This is a genomic window from Streptomyces sp. NBC_01255, assembly GCF_036226445.1.
Classification (GTDB): Bacteria; Actinomycetota; Actinomycetes; order Streptomycetales; family Streptomycetaceae; genus Streptomyces.
Window position 1 is genome coordinate 955,801 of record NZ_CP108474.1, and the last position, 17,545, is coordinate 973,345.

Consider the following 17,545-nt stretch of genomic DNA (forward strand, 5'->3'; position numbering starts at 1 on the left):
ACGTCCGACGAGCGACGTCCGACGAGCGGCGCCCGACGGACGACCGAGCCCGGGTGGCCGGGCGGATCAGGTCCGGCCCTCCTTCTCCTGGGCGTCCGTCAGCACCTCCGACGAAACCGCCCAGTGGGCGCGTACGACGCGGAACCCGGCCGCCTCCGCCGCGTCGCAGACCAGTGCGTCGTCGTCGACGAGCATCCGGATCTCACGGTCGGCGCCGAGCCGCCGGAGCACCTCCACCTTGGTCACCCTGGCCGGCCTGAAGTCCCGGTCGCCCCGCATGTGGATCCGGCCCTCCGGCAGCCCCTGCGCTGCCAGCCAGGCCACGGTGGCCCGCCGGCAGCGCTCCGGCCGCCCGGTCAGGTAGACCACCTCGCACTCCTCGGCCGCGTCACGGCACAGCTCGACGCCCTCCGCCAGCGGCGGATCGTCGGGCGCCGCCGCGAAGAAGCCGCGCCAGTCCTTGGGCCGCGCCTCCAGGAAGTGCTGGCGGTGGGCGGTCGCGGAGAGGGTGTTGTCCAGGTCGAAGACGGCCAGTGGCCGGGTGTCGCGTGTCACGGCCCCAGCGTAGGAGCAGGTGTACGCCGCCGCCTCACGCTTTCCGGCCCGCGCCCGCGGACCCCGGACCCGACACCCCGTGCCGGGAATCCCTCGCCGCTCCCGGCGTTGGACCGTACGTGAGCACCTTCCTCGACGGCATCCGATTCTCCGTCCTCGACCGCTCCCGCACGCGGGAGGGCGAGGACGCCCCACAGGCGCTGCGCGACACCGTGCGCCTCGCCCAGGAGGTGGAGGCCCTCGGCTACCACCGGTTCTGGGTGTCGGAGCACCACAGCGTGCCCGGGGTCGCCGGCTCGGCGCCGACGGTGCTCGCCGCCGCGGTGGCCGCCTCGACGTCCACCGTGCGGGTCGGCACGGGCGGGGTGATGCTGCCCAACCACCAGCCGCTGGTCGTGGCCGAGCAGTTCGGGGTCCTGGAGTCCCTCTTCCCCGGCCGGATCGACATGGGCGTCGGCCGCTCGGTCGGTTTCACGGACGGCATCCGGCGGGCCCTCGGGCGCGACAAGGAGGACGCCGACCGGTTCGGGGAGCAGCTCGACGAGCTCCTCGGCTGGTTCACCGGAGAGCAGACGGCCCATCCGCAGGTGCACGCCCGGCCCGCGGAGGGCCTGCGGGTCCCGCCGTTCGTCCTCGCGACGGGCGAGGGCGCGGCGATCGCCGCGGCGGCCGGCCTTCCGCTGGTCATCGGCGACCTGCGGGGCCGGGACCGCGTCCTCGCCGCCGTCGACACGTACCGCTCCGCCTTCCGTCCCTCCCCGTGGGCCGCCGAGCCGTACGTGGTCGTGGCCGGGACGGTCGTGGTGGCGGACAGCGAGGCGGCGGCCCGCCGGCTGCTGATGCCGGAGGCCTGGTCCCTCGCGTACTCCCGCACCCGCGGCGTGTTCCCGCCGCTCGCCCCGCCCGAGCGGATCGAGGAGCCGGCGCTGACCGGCCGGATGACGGAGAAGCAGCGCGGCTTCTACGAGTCCGGTCTCGTGGGTCATGTGCACGGCACGGAGGAGCAGGTGGCCGAGGCGCTGGAGCGGGCCGTGAAGGAGACCGGGGCCCAGGAGGTGCTGGTGACCACGAGCACGTACGACCGGGCGGCGCTGAGCGACTCGTACCGCGGGCTTGCGCGGGCCGTCGGCCTGACGGCGCCGGCCACCACCCACCCGACCGGGGCAAACAGGGAGCAGTAGCTAATATCGATGCATGCGTGACAGACCCCACGATCCGTACGTCCGTGTCCGCGGCGCCCGCGAGCACAACCTCGCCGGGGTCGACGTCGACATCCCGCGCGACGCACTCGTCGCCTTCACCGGGGTGTCCGGTTCGGGCAAGTCGTCGCTCGCCTTCGGGACGATCTACGCGGAGGCGCAGCGGCGCTACTTCGAATCGGTCGCGCCGTACGCGCGGCGGCTGATCCATCAGGTGGGGGCGCCCGCGGTCGGCGAGATCAGCGGGCTGCCCCCGGCGGTCTCCCTGGAACAGCGCCGGTCCTCGCCGAACGCCCGCTCCTCGGTCGGCACGGTGACGACGCTCTCCAACTCGTTGCGGATGCTGTTCTCGCGGGCCGGCCGCTACCCGGAGGGCGCGGCCCGGCTCGACTCCGACGCCTTCTCCCCCAACACGGCGACGGGCGCGTGCCCTTCGTGCCACGGCATCGGCCGGATCCACGAGACGAGCGAGGAACTCCTCGTCCCGGATCAGGATCTGTCGATCCGTCAAGGTGCCATCGCCGCCTGGCCGGGCGCCTGGCAGGGGAAAAACCTGCGGGACGTCCTGGACACCCTCGGGTACGACGTCGACCGGCCGTGGCGCGAGCTGGCCGCGAAGGACCGGGAGTGGATCCTCTTCACCGAGGAGCAGCCGGTGGTCACGGTGCACCCGGTGCGGGAGGCGGAGCGCATCCAACGCCCTTACCAGGGCACGTACATGAGTGCCCGGCGGTACGTCCTGCGGACGTTCGCGGACTCGAAGAGCACGACGCTGCGGGCGAAGGCGGAGCGGTTCCTGTCGAGTGCGCCCTGCCCGGTGTGCGGCGGCAGCCGGCTGCGCCCGGAGGCGCTCGCGGTGACCTTCGCGGGGCGGACGATCGCCGAGCTGGCCGCGCTGCCGCTGACGGTCCTGGCCGGGCTCCTCTCGGCGACGCCGACGGGCGGTACGGAGACGGGCACCGAGGAGACGGCGCGCGTCCTCACCGAGGACCTCGTCGCCCGGATCGCCACGGTCACCGAACTCGGTCTCGGCTACCTCAGCCTGGACCGCGCGACGCCGACCCTCTCCAACGGGGAGCTCCAGCGGCTGCGGCTCGCCACCCAGCTGCGCGCGGGGCTCTTCGGTGTCGTGTACGTGCTCGACGAGCCGTCCGCCGGTCTGCACCCGGCCGACACCGAGGCGCTCCTCGTGGTCCTCGACCGGCTGAAGGAGGCAGGGAACTCGGTCTTCGTCGTCGAGCACCATCTCGACGTCGTCCGTCACGCCGACTGGCTCGTCGACGTCGGGCCGCGCGCCGGGGTGCACGGCGGACACGTCCTGCACAGCGGTCCGCCGCAGGAGCTGGCGGCCGTCGAGGCGTCCGCGACCCGGCGCTTCCTCTTCGACCGGCGGCCGGCGCCCGCGCGGACGGTGCGCGCTCCGTCGGGCTGGCTGCGTACGGGCTCGGTGACCCGGCACAATCTGCGGGCGGTCGACGCGGCCTTCCCGCTCGGTGTCCTCACCGCCGTGACGGGTGTGTCGGGTTCGGGCAAGTCGACCCTCGTCGGCGCGCTGACCGAGGAACTGCCCGGGGTGGGCCGCCTGGTGACGGTGGACCAGCGTCCGATCGGGCGGACCCCACGCTCCAACCTCGCCACGTACACGGGTCTCTTCGACGTCGTGCGGAAGCTGTTCACCGAGACGGAGGAGGCGCGGGCACGCGGCTACAAGGCGGGCCGCTTCTCCTTCAACGTCTCCGGCGGGCGCTGCGAGACCTGCCAGGGCGAGGGTTTCGTCTCGGTGGAGCTCCTCTTCCTGCCGAGCACCTACGCGCCGTGCCCCGACTGCCACGGCGCGCGGTACAACCCCGAGACGCTTCAGGTGCGGCTGCGCGGGCTCACGATCGCCGAAGTCCTGGACCTCACCGTCGAGTCGGCGGCGGAGTTCTTCGACGACGTCCCGGCCGCCGCCCGGAGCCTGCGGACGCTGCTGGAGGTGGGCCTCGGCTATCTGCGGCTCGGGCAGCCGGCCACTGAGCTGTCCGGCGGCGAGGCGCAGCGCATCAAGCTCGCCTCCGAGCTCCAGCGTCCGCGCCGCTCCGCCACGCTGTACGTGCTGGACGAGCCGACGACGGGGCTGCACCCGGCGGATGTCGAGGTCCTGATGCGTCAGCTCCACGGCCTCGTGGACGCGGGCCACTCCGTGATCGTCGTCGAGCACGACATGGACGTGGTCGCCACCGCCGACTGGGTCCTCGACCTGGGCCCGGGCGGCGGCGACGAGGGCGGCCGGGTGGTGTCGGAGGGCCCTCCGGCCGAGGTGGCCGCCTCCCCGGCGAGCCGGACGGCTCCGTACCTGGCCCGGGCGCTCGCCGGCGGATGACCGCCCGGGAGCACCCCGCCCCCGCTCCTCCCGCCTTCTCCCCTACCCCTACCCCTACCCCTACCCCTTCACCTTCCGCCGCGCCCGCAGCCATTCCTTGTTCATCGCCGCGATCGACGGCAGCGGGATCCCCTTCGGGCACGCCGTCGCGCACTCACCCGTCAGCGTGCAGCCGCCGAAGCCCTCCGCGTCCATCTGGGCCACCATGTCGAGGACCCTGGTCTCGCGTTCCGGGGAACCCTGCGGCAGGACGTTCAGGTGGTTGATCTTCGCCGAGGTGAAGAGCATCGCCGAGCCGTTGGGGCAGGCCGCGACACAGGCGCCGCAGCCGATGCACTCCGCGTGCTCGAAGGCGGAGTCCGCGTCGGCCTTCGGGACGGGGGTGGCGTGGGCCTCGGGCGCCGAGCCCGTGGGGGCGCTGATGTAGCCGCCGGACTGGATGACGCGGTCGAAGGCGGAGCGGTCGACCACCAGGTCCTTGACGACGGGGAAGGCCGCCGCACGCCAGGGCTCGATGTCGATCGTGTCGCCGTCGCGGAAGGAGCGCATGTGGAGCTGGCACGTGGTGGTGCGCTCGGGGCCGTGGGCGTCGCCGTTGATGACGAGGCTGCACGCGCCGCAGATGCCCTCGCGGCAGTCGTGGTCGAAGGCGACGGGGTCCTCGCCGCGCAGGATGAGGGCCTCGTTGAGGGTGTCGAGCATCTCCAGGAACGACATGTCGGCGGAGATGCCGTCGACGTCGTAGGTGGACATGGCGCCGGGGGCGTCGGCGTTCCGCTGGCGCCAGACGCGCAGGGTGAGCCTCATGCGTAACTCCGCTGGGTGGGGTGGACGTACTCGAAGGTGAGGTCCTCCTTGTGGAGGACGGGGGAGGCGCCCGGCGCCGTGCCGTGCTCTCCCGGCGGGCGCCCCCCGGGGCCCCGGAATTCCCAGGCCGCCACGTACGCGAACTCCTCGTCGCTGCGCGCCGCTTCGCCGTCCGGCGTCTGGGACTCCTCGCGGAAGTGGCCGCCGCAGGACTCCGCCCGGTGGAGCGCGTCGAGGCACATCAGCTCGGCCAGCTCCAGGTAGTCGACGATGCGGTTCGCCTTCTCCAGGGACTGGTTGAACTCCTGGCCGGTGCCGGGGACCTTGATCCGGCGCCAGAACTCCTCCCGGATCTCGGGGATCCGGGCGAGCGCCTTGCGCAGGCCCTCCTCCGTGCGGGCCATGCCGCAGAACTCCCACATGAGTTCGCCCAGTTCGCGGTGGAAGGAGTCTGGGGTGCGGTCGCCGTCGACGGAGAGGAGGAGGTTCAGCCGGTCCTCGGTCTCGGCGAGGACGTCCCGGACCGCCGGGTGGTCGTCGGTGACCGGCTCGGCGTGCGGGTGGCGGGCGAGGTAGTCGTTGATGGTGGCGGGGAGGACGAAGTACCCGTCGGCGAGGCCCTGCATGAGGGCGGAGGCGCCGAGCCGGTTGGCCCCGTGGTCGGAGAAGTTGGCCTCGCCGATGGCGAAGAGGCCGGGGACGGTGGTCTGGAGGTCGTAGTCGACCCAGAGTCCGCCCATCGTGTAGTGCACGGCGGGGTAGATCCGCATGGGGACCTCGTACGGGTTCTCGGCGGTGATCCGCTCGTACATGTCGAAGAGGTTGCCGTACCTCTCCTCGACGGCCTTGCGGCCGAGGCGCCGGATCGCGTCGGCGAAGTCGAGGTAGACGCCCTGGCCGCCGGGGCCGACGCCGCGGCCCTCGTCGCAGACGTTCTTCGCGGCGCGCGACGCGATGTCGCGGGGGACGAGGTTGCCGAAGGAGGGGTAGATCCGCTCCAGGTAGTAGTCACGCTCGTCCTCGGGGATGTCGGCCGCCGGCCGCCGGTCCCCGTGGGCCTTCGGGACCCAGATGCGCCCGTCGTTGCGGAGGGACTCGCTCATCAGGGTCAGCTTGGACTGGTGGTCGCCGGTGCGCGGGACGCAGGTGGGGTGGATCTGGGTGAAGCAGGGGTTGGCGAAGTACGCGCCGCGCCGGTGGGCCCGCCAGACGGCGGTGGCGTTGGAGTTCATCGCGTTGGTGGAGAGGTAGAAGACGTTCCCGTAGCCGCCGCTGGCGAGGACGACCGCGTCCGCGTAGTGGGTGGAGACCTCGCCCGTGATCAGGTCGCGGGCGACGATGCCGCGGGCCCGGCCGTCGACGACGATCAGGTCGAGCATCTCCGTACGGGCGTGCATCTCGACGTTGCCTGCGGCGATCTGCCGGGACAGCGCCTGGTAGGCGCCGAGCAGGAGTTGCTGGCCGGTCTGACCGCGGGCGTAGAAGGTGCGGGAGACCTGGACGCCGCCGAAGGAGCGGGTGTCGAGGAGTCCGCCGTACTCGCGGGCGAAGGGCACGCCCTGGGCGACGCACTGGTCGATGATCTCGACGGAGATCTGGGCGAGGCGGTGCACGTTGGACTCTCGGGCGCGGAAGTCGCCGCCCTTGACGGTGTCGTAGAAGAGGCGGTGGATCGAGTCGCCGTCGTTGCGGTAGTTCTTGGCGGCGTTGATGCCGCCCTGGGCGGCGATCGAGTGGGCGCGGCGCGGGGAGTCCTGGAAGCAGAACTGGACGACGTGGTAGCCCTGTTCGGCGAGGGTGGCGCCGGCGGAGCCGCCGGCGAGGCCGGTGCCGACGACGATGATCCGGTGCTTGCGGCGGTTGGCGGGATTGACGAGCTTGGCCTGGAAGCGGCGGGTGTCCCAGCGTTCGGCGATGGGGCCTGCCGGGGCGGTGGTGTCGGCGAGCGGTTCGCCGACGCGGTAATCGAGGTAGGTCATTCAGCTCACCACTCCGGTCATGACGGCGACGGGTACGGAGACGAAGCCCGCGGTCAGGACGAGCGCGAGGGTGTTCGCGGCGGCCCTGAGGAGGCGCTCGCGGCGGGCGTTGCCGACGCCCAGGGTCTGGGCGGCGCTCCAGAAGCCGTGGCGGACGTGGAGGCCGACGGCGAGCATGGCGACGATGTAGATGACGTTGCCGTACCAGGTGGAGAAGGTGTCGACGACGTTCTGGTAGGGCTTGCCCTCCTCGAAGCCGCCGGGGTGCACGGTGCCGGTGGTGAGGTCGAGGATGTGCCAGACGATGAAGAGGGCGAGGATGATCCCGCCCCAGCGCATGGTGCGGGTGGCGTACGAGGCGCGCCTGCGGCGGTGGACGTACGCGGTGGGGCGGGCCTTCACGTCGCGCCGGCTGAGCTGGTACGCGGAGACGGCGTGGGCGCCGACGGCGGCGAGGAGCACGATCCGGACGAGCCAGAGGGCCCACTCGTGGTGCAGGACGGGGGCGCCCATCACCCGCAGCCAGTGGCCGTAGGCGTTGAACTCCTCGGGGCCGAAGAAGACCTTCAGGTTGCCGGCGACATGGGCGACGAGATAGCCGAGCATGAGCAGCCCGCTGACGGCCATGACCGTCTTCTTGCCGAGGGTCGATGACAGGAATCCGCGTGACGGTGTGGGGGACGGCGGGCGGCCCGTCGTCCGGTCCCTCGTGGGTGCCAGAGCCATGCCCCCGACGCTAGGGCCGAACGACCCGAGAGGTCCAAGACATGGTCCGGCTGATCTCGATAGGCACAACCTATCCGTGTCCCCTACGCTGGGGTCATGCAGTTCCAGCAGCTCCTCTACTTCGTCGCCGTGGCCGAGACCCGTCACTTCACGCGGGCGGCCGAGCGCGTCCATGTCTCGCAGCCCTCGCTCTCCCAGCAGATCAAGGCCCTGGAAGGGGAGTTGGGCGCGGAGCTGTTCAGCCGGGCCCGGGGGAACATCACGCTCACCGACGCGGGCGAGGCGCTGCTGCCGCTCGCGCGCCGGATCCTCGCCGACACGGAGACGGCCCGGCTGGAGGTGCAGGAGCTGGCGCAGCTCAAGCGGGGCAGGGTGCGGCTCGGCGCGACGCCGAGCCTGTGCACGGGGCTGCTCCCGGACGTGCTGCGCGCCTTCCACGACCTGCACCCGGGAATCGAGCTCCTCATCGAGGAGGGCGGCTCGCACGATCTCGTACGGGAGCTGGCGCGCGGGGCGCTCGACCTGGCCCTGGTGGTGCTGCCGCTGCCGTCCCCGTCACCGGCGCTGACGACGGTCGAGCTGCTCCGGGAGGACCTGGTGGTCGTCACCTCGGCCTCGGCTCCGGCGCCGGGGCGTCCGGTGCGGATCAAGGACCTGCGGGACCAGCCGCTCGTGATGTTCCGGCACGGCTACGACCTGCGGGAACTGACCGTGGCGGCCTGCCGGGCGGAGGGTTTCGAGCCGACGTTCACGGTCGAGGGCGGGGAGCTGGACGCGGTGCTCGGTTTCGTCCGGGCGGGGCTCGGGCTCGCGGTCGTCCCGGCGATGGTCGCGGCGCGGGCGGGCCGCGATCTGCGGGTGACGGCGCTCGCCCGGCCGGGGCTGCGGCGTACGATCGCGCTCGCGCACCGGAGCGACGTGGCGCCCCCGAGGGCGGCGCGCGAGCTCCAGCGGATACTGCTGGCCTCGCGGCGGAGCGGCCCGGACCGGGCCGCGGACATCGGCTGAGGCGGTCGTCACCCGCCCCGTCCGCTCCACCTGAACCCCCGTAAATCCGCGTGCGGCAGACCGTCGGCGGCTGCGAGCATGCCTCCATGGTCCACGCTCTCGAACACCTGGTCGTCCGGCACACCCACCATCTCCCCTCCCCCACCGGTCCGGCCGGGGACGGGGCCGCCGCCGCGCGCAGGCTCGACGCGGCCCTGATGACCGCAGGGTTCAAGCTGTCGGGCGACCTGGTCGAGCGCCTGTCGGGGCTGGCCGGGCCGACCGTCGTCGAGACCGCCGTCCGCACTCTCGCGACCGTCCGTGACATCGTCGGCGACCACGTCCGGCACAACGCCTACTTCGTCGACTTCCCGGACAACGTGCCGGACACGCTCGACTTCTGGAGGGCGTGCGTGGCCGAGGCGTTCGCCGACGGCGACGCCCGCACCCATGCGCTCGACCAGCTGAGCGCCGGCCTCCTCGACCTGCTGACCCTCCCGTCGTACGGCCGCTACCAGCACACGTACGAGGAGATGCTCGCCGTCCACGACGAGCTGATCGCGGCGGCCGGCGACCGGCTGACGGTGCTGCACCTCGGCGCGGACGCGGACACCGAGGTCACCGCGCTCTATCTGGCCCTGGCCGGCAGCACGACCCCGCTCGGCGAGGAGCATCTGCGTGATCTGGCCGTGCTCGCCGAGCACTGCGCGGACGGCCCCCAGCCCGAGACGATCACGGTCCGGGAGAACCGCGCCGTCGTCAACCACGCCCGGCTGCGGGTGGGCGCCGCCCCGCTGCTCGACACCGTGACCGACGTCCTGCGGCTGGCCTGCGCCCTTGCGGAGGGTGATGTCACCCTGCGCGAGCCCACCCGGTTCCGCGCACTGTCCCGCCCGCACCGCCGCACCCTGCTCGCGGGGCTCGACGCGGTCGTGGCCGCGTCCCCGGCGAAGCTCTCGGACGTGTCCGCGCACGGGGAGGCGTGGAAGCGCCTCGGGGAACGGCTGCACCCCCACGAGTACCCGCACTGGCCGCACGCCGCCGAGGTGTTCGCCGTCGCCCGGGGCGAGCGGACGGTGCCGTCGTTCGACAGCCGCGTGGAGGAGATGCTGGACCGGGGCGAGGTCGCGGGCGTGGCGGAGCTGCTGGCCACCGCGGCCCCGGGGCGCCTGTTCCGCGCCCTGGACCGGCTGCTGCGCGGCGCGGCGGAGGGCAAGGAGCGGGAGGCGGTCCTCGCGGCGGTCGAGCGGGCCGCGCCGGAGGTGTCGGGCCGGGTCGTCCTGTCGGTGCGCGAGCACCTGGAGAACCGCGCGGGCGGGAGTGGCGGGGAGCGCCGGCTGTTCGTGAACCGGGAGGGCAAGGCCTGGGTCACCGACGACACGCGTCCGCCGCTGGAGGACTCCGACCGCGAGCGGCTCATCGCGGTCCTCGACGCCGAGACCCGGCGCCGACTCCCCTCGCCGGGGCGTCTGTTGATCGACCCCGACGTCCTGAGTGTCGCCCTGCCGTTGAGCGGCCGGGCGGCCTCGGCGGGACTCGGCGTGCTGCCGCGCGGCTCGGTCTCGCCGGTCGAGGGGGAGCTGCTGCGGTTCTTCATGTACTGGAGGCAGGCACGGTACACGACCGACCTCGATCTGTCGGCGCTCGTCCTGGACGCGGACTACGCGACGGTGACCTGGCTGTCGTACACGGCCCTGACCGACGTCGAGGGCCGGCACTCGGGTGACATCACCAACGCGCCGGACGGGGCTTCGGAGTTCATCGATCTGCGACTCGGCGCGGTGCGCGGCACGTTCATCGTCCCGCAGGTGCACGTCTACTCGGGTGAGGACTTCGACCAGGTGGCGGAGGGCTTCTTCGGGTACATGCTGCGCGAGTCCGAGCAGCGCGGCCGGCCGTTCGAGCCGCGTACGGTGCGCATGAAGTCGGATCTGCGCGGCCCCGGCCGGGTGGCCCTGCCGCTCGCCTTCCGGCGGGACGACGAGGGCCACTGGCACGCGCACTGGCTCAACCTCTGCCTGCGGGGCACGCCGTCGGCGAACCAGGTCGAGGGGCACCGGGTGTCGATCGCGGTCCTCCTGCGCGGCCTGCTGGGGCGCACGTCCCTGACGGTCGGTCATCTCGTGGCGCTGATGGAGGAGTCGGGGGCGCGGACGACGCTGTGGGACGGCCGGACGGTGCCGGACGCCCCGGTCACGTACATCGGTCTGGAGCGTCCGGAGGGTCTGGCTGCGGGCTCGCGTGTGTTCACCCCGGAAAATCTGCGCGACCTGCTGCCCGCCTGAGTGCTACGGTCGTTCCGGGGCGAGGCCATGGAGAGGCTTCCTTCTCATCTTCCATGAAATAGCCTCTCCGCTTTCCTCCCCCGTATCTCTTCCCGGCCTCCCCGCTTCGCGTGGGGAGGCCGGTTTCGTACGTCCGGGTCTCAGACCGCGTCCGCCAGGAGCAGCGAGTGGATGCGGTCCGGGGCGCCGGGGCGGGCGTAGTACCAGCCCTGGGCCGTGTCGCAGCCGAGCTCGCGGAGCTGGCGGGCCTGGGCGCCGGTCTCCACGCCCTCGACCGTGACGGCGAGCTCCAGGCTGTGGGCCAGGGAGACGATCCCCTCGACGATCTTGAGGTCGACCGGGTCCACCGGGTGCTGCTGCATGCCCCGGGTGAAGGAGCGGTCGAGCTTCAGGACGCTCACCGGCAGACGGCGCAGGTTGGCGAGGTTCGAGTAGCCGGTGCCGAAGTCGTCGAGCGCGATGTCCACGCCCATCTCGGCGAGCTGCCGCAGCGGCTTGAGCAGGTCCTCGTCGGCGCCGATCAGGGCCGACTCGGTCACCTCAAGGCAGAGCGCGCCCGGTTCGAGCCCCGACCGCTCCAGGACGTCGACGGTCTCGGCGACCAGCCGGGGGTGGTGCAGCTGGGTCGGGGACAGGTTGACGTTGATCCGCAGCGGGCCGCCGTCGGCGTGCCGGGCCTGCCAGAAGCGGGCCTGGCGCACGGCCTCCTGGAGCACCCAGCGGCCGAGCGGCACGATGAGGCCGGTGTCCTCGGCGAGCGGGATGAACCGGTCGGGGCCGAGCACCCCGTGCTGCGGGTGGCACCAGCGGACCAGTGCCTCCGCGCCGTGCACGCTGCCGTCGCCGAGGTGGACGAGCGGCTGGTACTCGATGAAGAACTCGCCGCGCTCCAGGGCCGTGGGCAGTGCCGTCGTCAGGCCGTGCCGGGTGATGGCGCGGGCGTCGGCCTCGGGGTCGGCGAGCTCGAAGCGGTTGCCGCCCGCGGACTTGGCCCGGTACATGGTGATGTCGGCGCTGCGCAGCACCTCGGCCGGGGTCCGCTCCCCCGCCGGTCCCTCGACCACGCCGAGGCTGCCGCGGACGGTCAGTTCGCGGCCGTCGATGCGCAGGGGGGTGGAGAGGGCGCCGAGGATGCGGTCGGCGAGTTCGGTGACGTCCTGTTGGCCGGCGCAGCCGGTGGTGAGGGCGACGAACTCGTCCCCGCCGAGCCGGGCCACCATCTCGCCCGAGCCGGTGACGCAGCTCTGCAGCCGGTCGGCGACCTCGACGAGCAGCCGGTCGCCGGTGGAGTGGCCGAGGCTGTCGTTGATGACCTTGAAGCCGTCGAGGTCGAGGTAGCAGAGGCCGAAGCGGGAGTTCTCGCCGGAGACGAGGGCCTTCTCCAGGCGTTCGAAGAACAGGGTCCGGTTCGGCAGCCCGGTGAGCGCGTCGTGGGTGGCCTCGTACCGCAGACGCAGGTGGAGCAGCCGCCGTTCGGTGGTGTCCTCCATCAGGGCGAGCTGGTACTGGGGCCGTCCCTCGGCGTCGCGGAGGAGCGAGACGGTGAGGTTGGTCCAGAGAACCGTTCCGTCGCCTCGGTAGTACGGCTTCTCCACCCGGTAGGACTCCCGCTCGCCGCGGACGAGCTCCTCGTACAGCTTCCAGACGTGCGGGCCGTCCTCCGGGTGGACCCACTCGCTGACGTTCCGGCTGCGCACCTGGCCCTCCATCCCGCCGAACATGCGGGTGAGGGTCTCGTTGACCTCCAGGACGTTGCCGTCGAGGTCGGCGATGCCGATGCCGATGGCGGCCCCGTCGAAGACCGCGCGGAAGCGGCTCTCGGTGGCGTGGAGGGCGATCTCGGCGGCGCTGCGGGCGGCGAGCGCGGAGCGGGCGATCGCCTCCTGTTCGGCGCGGGTCCGCTCGCGCAGGGCCTGCGCGTAGCCGGCGGCCATGGCGTGCTGGAGCCGGGCGCAGCGGGCGCGGAGCTCCTCGGCCGGGAGATCCGACTCCGTGCCGCAGTACAGCACCAGGTACGAGTCGACCACGCCGAGGCTGCGGCCGAGCGCGTCGGGGTCGGTGCAGTGGGCGGCGACGAGGGCCGCGCCGGCGCGTTGGGCGGGGGCCGTGTCGAAGGGGCGGGCGTGCAGGGCGTCGCACAGGGTGCGGGCCGGCGGCAGCAGGTGCCCCTCGAACTCGGCGCGGGTCAGCGAGGTGGCCGTCACCGGGAAGATCGCGCGGCTCCAGATGGTGACGAACCGCCTGAGTCTGTCCTCCGGACCGTCCGCCTCGGCGACGGAACCGGTGGGCTGCGACGGGACCTTCACGCCTTGCGCCCCACCCCTGCGAATCCGGAGAAGGCGTAAGGATCCTCCTCCTCGACCGGACTGTCCGGTCGCCAGGCGGGCATCGGGACCAGCCCGGGCTCGACCAGCTCGGTGCCCGCGAAGAAGCGGGTGATCTCCTCGCCCGACCGCATCACCAGGGGGCTGCGGATGTTGCGGTAGACGCCGACGGTGCCGCCCGCCTGCTCCTCGGTGAGCGGGATGCCCTCGTACGAGGCGTGGGTGACGACGAGGAGGCTGCCGGGCGCGAGCGCGTCGATCAGCTCGGCGACGGCCTCGTAGGGCCGGTCCTCGTCCTCCAGGAAGTGGAGGACGGCGACGAGGAGCAGGGCCACCGGCCGGTCCAGGTCGAGGAGCCGGGACACCTCGGGGCTGCGCAGGATGTCGGCCGGCTTGCGGAGGTCGGCGGCGACGACCGCGGCGGCCTCGTCCCCCTCCAGGACGGCGCGGCTGTGGGCGACGGCGACCGGATCGTGGTCGACGTAGACGACCCGCGCGGCGGGGTTCGCGGCCCGGGCGACCTCGTGCACGTTGCCGAAGGTGGGTATGCCGGAGCCGATGTCGAGGAACTGGGTGACGTCGTTGTCAACGGCGTGGCGGACGGCGCGCCGCATGAAGGCACGGTTCGCCTGCATGATCTTGGGGAGGCCAGGCATGAACTCCATGGCCTTGCGCGCCGCTTCCCGGTCCACTTCGAAATTGTGCGAGCCGCCCAGATAGAAGTCGTACATACGGGACACGCTCGGCACCGAAATGTCGATACCCGGCGGAGCCCAGGCGGGACGCTCCATCAATGTCTCCAACAAGTCGCCATGGGGGATGCGGCCATGTGTTCGCGGCCGGTGTTCGAGGTGAGGCTACTGATCGCCCGCCGGGAGAGCGAGTAGAAACGGAAATTAGCGGTCCGTTCTTGGTCACACGTCATTGGCACATGCTCGTGGAGCGCAGAGTTCACGCCTTCAGGTCGTGCAAATTCACGTGCATATGAGTGTGCGTCGACTTCCCGGCCGACCTCAGCCGCACCTTACGGGGGCGCGGGCCCTTGGCGCACCTCGGTCGTCGCCTTCGAGGACGAGCCGGCGACGCCGCAGGATGCCGTGCCGTCCGACGCCCATGACAGGGCGACAACCGGACAGTTCTCGTACCGGAGCCCCTACGGACTCCCCCGGAGTCCCGTTGATGTCCTGACGGGACCCTGACTAAGTCAGGTCGGAGGCCCGCCGAAGCGGAGAGGAGCGCCCGCGGCGAATCACACGGCTCGGCGGCACCCGGGCATTCCGCCGAATCCGCCTCCGGAGCGGCGAAACGTCAAACCACGCGTCGTGAGAACCCCACCATCCGGCGAATCCCCGCCGATTCCACCCCGGTTCGCCGCGTCTGTGATCAAGCTCGACGGCGTGTCTCTGTACGGATCACCCCTCGCGCGGTCGCTGGCGGCCCTCGGACTCGTGTGGCTGCTCGCCGCACCCGTCCCCGCCGCCGACTCCTGCGCCTACGCCACGACCGGCCCCGACGGTTCGCACACCTCGGTGGCGGTCATCGGGCCGGGCGCGTGCTCACCCACCCCCGCTCCGCCGCCGCCTCCGCCGCCGACGAAGCCCACGACGCCCGCGCCCCGGCCCACGACGCCGAAGCCGCAGCCTCAGCCTCAGCCCCCGACCGTCCCGGCGCCACCCCCGCCTCCCGTACGGACGACGACGCCGCCGCCTCCGCCGGTGACCACCCCCGCACCGCGCCCGGAGCCCGCCTCCCCCGCCTCCCCCGCACCGGCCACCCCGGTCCCACCGGAGCGCACTCCGGCGCCCGCGCCGCCGGCGTCACCTCCCGCCGCGGCGCCCGCGCCCGCGCCCACCGCGGGGACCCGGCCCCCGGCCCGCGGGCCCGTCGCCCTCCCGCACTACCGCCGCACCGCGCGGCCCCAGCCGAAGGGCGGCACGTCCGTCGTCACGATGACGCTGGTGATCATCGCCCCCGCCGTGCTCGCGACCGCGATCCTGCGCCCCCGCTCCCGCTGATCTCCGAGGATTCCCATGTCCGAATGGCTCGTGCTCACCCTCGCGATGGCCGCCGCGTGCGCCGTCGTCCTGACCATCGTCGTCATCAACCACCGTCGTATCCCGGAGGACGACGACCCCAGTGAGACCCCCGACGTCATCGAGTACATGACGATGATGATCGGCGTGATCTACGCGATCGTCCTGGGTCTCGCCATCGCCGGCGTCTGGGAGGCCCGGGGCGCCGCCCAGGAGACCGTGCGGCAGGAGGCCCAGGCGATGCACGAGATCTCGGCCCGTGTCGAGGTCTACCCCCTGGACGTCCGCACCGGAATCCGCGCCGATGTCGACGCGTACGTCGCGTACGTGGTCGACGAGGAGTGGACGCACATGTCCGAGGAGGGCGAGCTCAGCGAGGAGGGCACCGCGCTCCTGGAGCAGGTCCGCCGGAGCGTCACCGACTACCAGCCCGCCAACGACTTCGAGGGGCAGGCCTACCAGCCGCTCGTCGACCAGGTCGCCGCGGCCGACGACGCCCGGGGCGCACGCGGACAGAGCGCGGGGGCGACGATGCCGGGGGTGGTCTGGTTCGGCCTGATCATCGGCGCCCTGGTCACTGTCGGCCTCATCTTCACGCTCCAGATTCGCAGGACGGGACGGGAGGTGCTGCTCGCCGGGCTCTTCAGCGTGCTGATCGCGTTCCTGTTGTTCCTCATCTGGGACTTCGACGCGCCGTTCGGTCGGGGCATCTCCGCCACCGCCACGCCGTTCACCGATCTGTTCCCGCAGGTCACAGGGTGAGCGCAGGCGTCCGAATGGGCCGCACGAGGGACAAGAGTGCCCCATTCGCACGCCTGGGATCGCGGCTGTGGTAGTGCGCTCCTAGCGTTTCGGGCATCGAGGTGCACGCAGGCCCTTCGCGGAAATCCCGTTTCGCGGCTGCCCCTCGGAACCCGGAGGATTCACCATGCGCGCGATACATGCCGCGTCCGCTGCCCTGCTGGGGGCGGCTGCCATCGCCCTGGCCGCCCCCGCCACCGTCGCCCTCGCGGCGGAGGGTGCCCCCGCCACCAATCCGCGGGCACCAGGAGCCAAGGCACCGGGCGATTTCGTCGTGTCGCCGTCGGTCGTCGCCCCGGGCGGCCGGGTGACGCTGAGCGCCCCCGGCTGCGCCAGTACGGCGACGGCCTCGGCCGGCATCTTCGACACCGTTGCCATCGCACCCAACTCGGCGGCGACCGCCGTCGTGGACGCGGACGCCCGGCGCGGAGCTGTGTACACGGTGTCCTTCAACTGCACCGGTGGTGTGCAGGACACCGTGGATCTGACGATCAGCGGTATTCCCACGGCCACCCCGACCATCAGCTCCACGCTGCTCATTCCCCCGCGCGGGGTGCAGGGCGGTCTCGGCGGCTCGGTGGACGAGGTGGACGGGGGGATGCTCGCGGCCGGGACGGCTCTGGTGCTGGCCGCCGCGACCGGTGTCGTGTACGTGGTCCGTCGCCGCTCCGGCGACTCCCGGCGCCACTGAACGGGGAGCGGGGGCCGGGCGCCTGCGGACGCCCGTCGCCCCCGGGTCCTGGCAGGGACTCGGGGGCGACGGGCACAGCAGGCCGACCGGGAGGTTCGACCGGTCAGACCCCCGCGCCGGTCATACGGCGACGGCGGATGATGAAGAGTCCACCACCGAGCGCGGCGGCGGCGACCAGGCTGCCGCCGACGGCCATCTCCGTGGAGCTGGGTGCCAGCGAGCCGCCGATGCCGCCCTGGGCGCCACGGCCCGGGAGGACCCGGAACGGCTCCGTCACCACGTTGGAGCCGCCGTTGCACCTGACAGCCAGGTTGTAGTTGCCGGGAGTGGCGTGGTTGTAGACGCGGGCGACGGCGGTGGAGACGCCATTGCCGCCCGAGAGGGTGGCGTCCGGGAAGGCATTGGACGTGACCGTGCCGCCACGGTTGCAGCCCCTGGCGGTGATCGTGAGCGTCGACCCGGGGTGGACTTCGAAGGGGCTGACGGTGACGTTGCTCGGGCTGTTGTTCGAGCCACCGCTGACGACGTTGCCCGGACCGTAGGTGGCGGCGGCGAGGGGGGCCGCAAGGCCGACCGCCGCGATCGCGGTGGCGGTCACCGCCAGAGTGCGTGCAGCACGCATGGTTGAACCTCCAGTGGAAGGACGCCCCAAAGCGGTGCTCCGGGAAATTCGACGAGTACGCCTTCCATGACGAACCATCACAAGTCGGGGCGAGCCGTGCACGTCGGCACTGGTCCACCCCAGTGAGACGACACGCCCGGAAATCGACCCGCGCACGGCACAGAACCGCAGGTC

Annotated in this window: 14 protein-coding genes; 7 read left to right on the forward strand and 7 right to left on the reverse strand. The window is 72.5% G+C overall.

Going from position 1 to position 17,545, the window contains the following annotated elements; all coding sequences use genetic code 11:
- Positions 1-66 precede the first annotated feature (66 nt).
- Positions 67-555, reverse strand: coding sequence for a phosphatase domain-containing protein (locus tag OG357_RS03920; protein WP_329619779.1), 489 nt, complete (start codon positions 553-555; stop codon positions 67-69).
- 119 nt (positions 556-674) lie between these two features.
- On the opposite strand from OG357_RS03920, the gene OG357_RS03925 reads away from it, so the two are divergent.
- Together OG357_RS03925 and OG357_RS03930 are read left to right on the forward strand one after the other, a co-directional pair.
- Positions 675-1,736, forward strand: coding sequence for an MsnO8 family LLM class oxidoreductase (locus OG357_RS03925; RefSeq protein ID WP_329619780.1), 1,062 nt, complete (start codon positions 675-677; stop codon positions 1,734-1,736).
- Positions 1,737-1,749: 13 nt separating this feature from the next.
- Positions 1,750-4,116 (forward strand): excinuclease ABC subunit UvrA, encoded by a 2,367-nt coding sequence (locus OG357_RS03930; protein WP_329619781.1) that lies wholly within the window; start codon positions 1,750-1,752, stop codon positions 4,114-4,116.
- A 60-nt stretch (positions 4,117-4,176) separates the two neighbouring features.
- Here the strand turns inward: OG357_RS03930 and OG357_RS03935 are convergent, their stop codons facing one another.
- The 3 genes from OG357_RS03935 to OG357_RS03945 are packed head-to-tail and all read right to left on the reverse strand — an operon-like array spanning position 4,177 to position 7,628.
- Positions 4,177-4,923, reverse strand: a complete 747-nt coding sequence (locus OG357_RS03935; RefSeq protein ID WP_317601387.1) for a succinate dehydrogenase/fumarate reductase iron-sulfur subunit — start codon at positions 4,921-4,923, stop codon at positions 4,177-4,179.
- Positions 4,920-6,902 carry a fumarate reductase/succinate dehydrogenase flavoprotein subunit gene (locus OG357_RS03940; RefSeq protein WP_329619782.1) on the reverse strand — a complete coding sequence of 661 codons (1,983 nt, stop codon included), beginning with the start codon at positions 6,900-6,902 and terminating at the stop codon, positions 4,920-4,922. Before OG357_RS03940 ends, OG357_RS03935 begins: the two co-directional genes overlap by 4 nt.
- The gene (locus OG357_RS03945) at positions 6,903-7,628 is read right to left on the reverse strand and encodes a succinate dehydrogenase (protein WP_443066618.1); all 726 of its coding nucleotides are present in this window, start codon (positions 7,626-7,628) and stop codon (positions 6,903-6,905) included.
- Between the two features lie 96 nt (positions 7,629-7,724).
- Between OG357_RS03945 and OG357_RS03950 the strand changes: the two genes are divergently transcribed.
- A complete protein-coding gene (locus tag OG357_RS03950) occupies positions 7,725-8,636 on the forward strand; it encodes a LysR family transcriptional regulator (protein ID WP_329619783.1) in 912 nt (303 codons plus the stop codon).
- 86 nt (positions 8,637-8,722) lie between these two features.
- The gene (locus OG357_RS03955) at positions 8,723-10,900 is read left to right on the forward strand and encodes a hypothetical protein (protein ID WP_329619784.1); all 2,178 of its coding nucleotides are present in this window, start codon (positions 8,723-8,725) and stop codon (positions 10,898-10,900) included.
- A 140-nt stretch (positions 10,901-11,040) separates the two neighbouring features.
- Here OG357_RS03955 and OG357_RS03960 read toward each other — a convergent pair whose 3' ends face one another.
- Together OG357_RS03960 and OG357_RS03965 are read right to left on the reverse strand one after the other, a co-directional pair.
- The gene (locus OG357_RS03960) at positions 11,041-13,206 is read right to left on the reverse strand and encodes a putative bifunctional diguanylate cyclase/phosphodiesterase (RefSeq protein WP_329619785.1); all 2,166 of its coding nucleotides are present in this window, start codon (positions 13,204-13,206) and stop codon (positions 11,041-11,043) included.
- A complete protein-coding gene (locus tag OG357_RS03965) occupies positions 13,203-14,015 on the reverse strand; it encodes an SAM-dependent methyltransferase (RefSeq protein WP_329619786.1) in 813 nt (270 codons plus the stop codon). Before OG357_RS03965 ends, OG357_RS03960 begins: the two co-directional genes overlap by 4 nt.
- A gap of 606 nt (positions 14,016-14,621) precedes the next feature.
- On the opposite strand from OG357_RS03965, the gene OG357_RS03970 reads away from it, so the two are divergent.
- The 3 genes from OG357_RS03970 (at position 14,622) to OG357_RS03980 (ending at position 16,749) form a co-directional block, all read left to right on the forward strand.
- Entirely contained in the window at positions 14,622-15,239 is a 618-nt protein-coding gene (locus tag OG357_RS03970; RefSeq protein ID WP_329619787.1) for a hypothetical protein, read from the forward strand.
- Positions 15,240-15,254: 15 nt separating this feature from the next.
- Positions 15,255-16,019: a bestrophin-like domain gene (locus OG357_RS03975; protein WP_329619788.1), complete on the forward strand. Its 765-nt coding sequence runs from the start codon at positions 15,255-15,257 to the stop codon at positions 16,017-16,019.
- A 166-nt stretch (positions 16,020-16,185) separates the two neighbouring features.
- The gene (locus OG357_RS03980) at positions 16,186-16,749 is read left to right on the forward strand and encodes a hypothetical protein (RefSeq protein ID WP_329619789.1); all 564 of its coding nucleotides are present in this window, start codon (positions 16,186-16,188) and stop codon (positions 16,747-16,749) included.
- 103 nt (positions 16,750-16,852) lie between these two features.
- Here OG357_RS03980 and OG357_RS03985 read toward each other — a convergent pair whose 3' ends face one another.
- Positions 16,853-17,371, reverse strand: a complete 519-nt coding sequence (locus tag OG357_RS03985; protein ID WP_329619790.1) for a hypothetical protein — start codon at positions 17,369-17,371, stop codon at positions 16,853-16,855.
- Between the last annotated feature and the right edge of the window lie 174 nt (positions 17,372-17,545).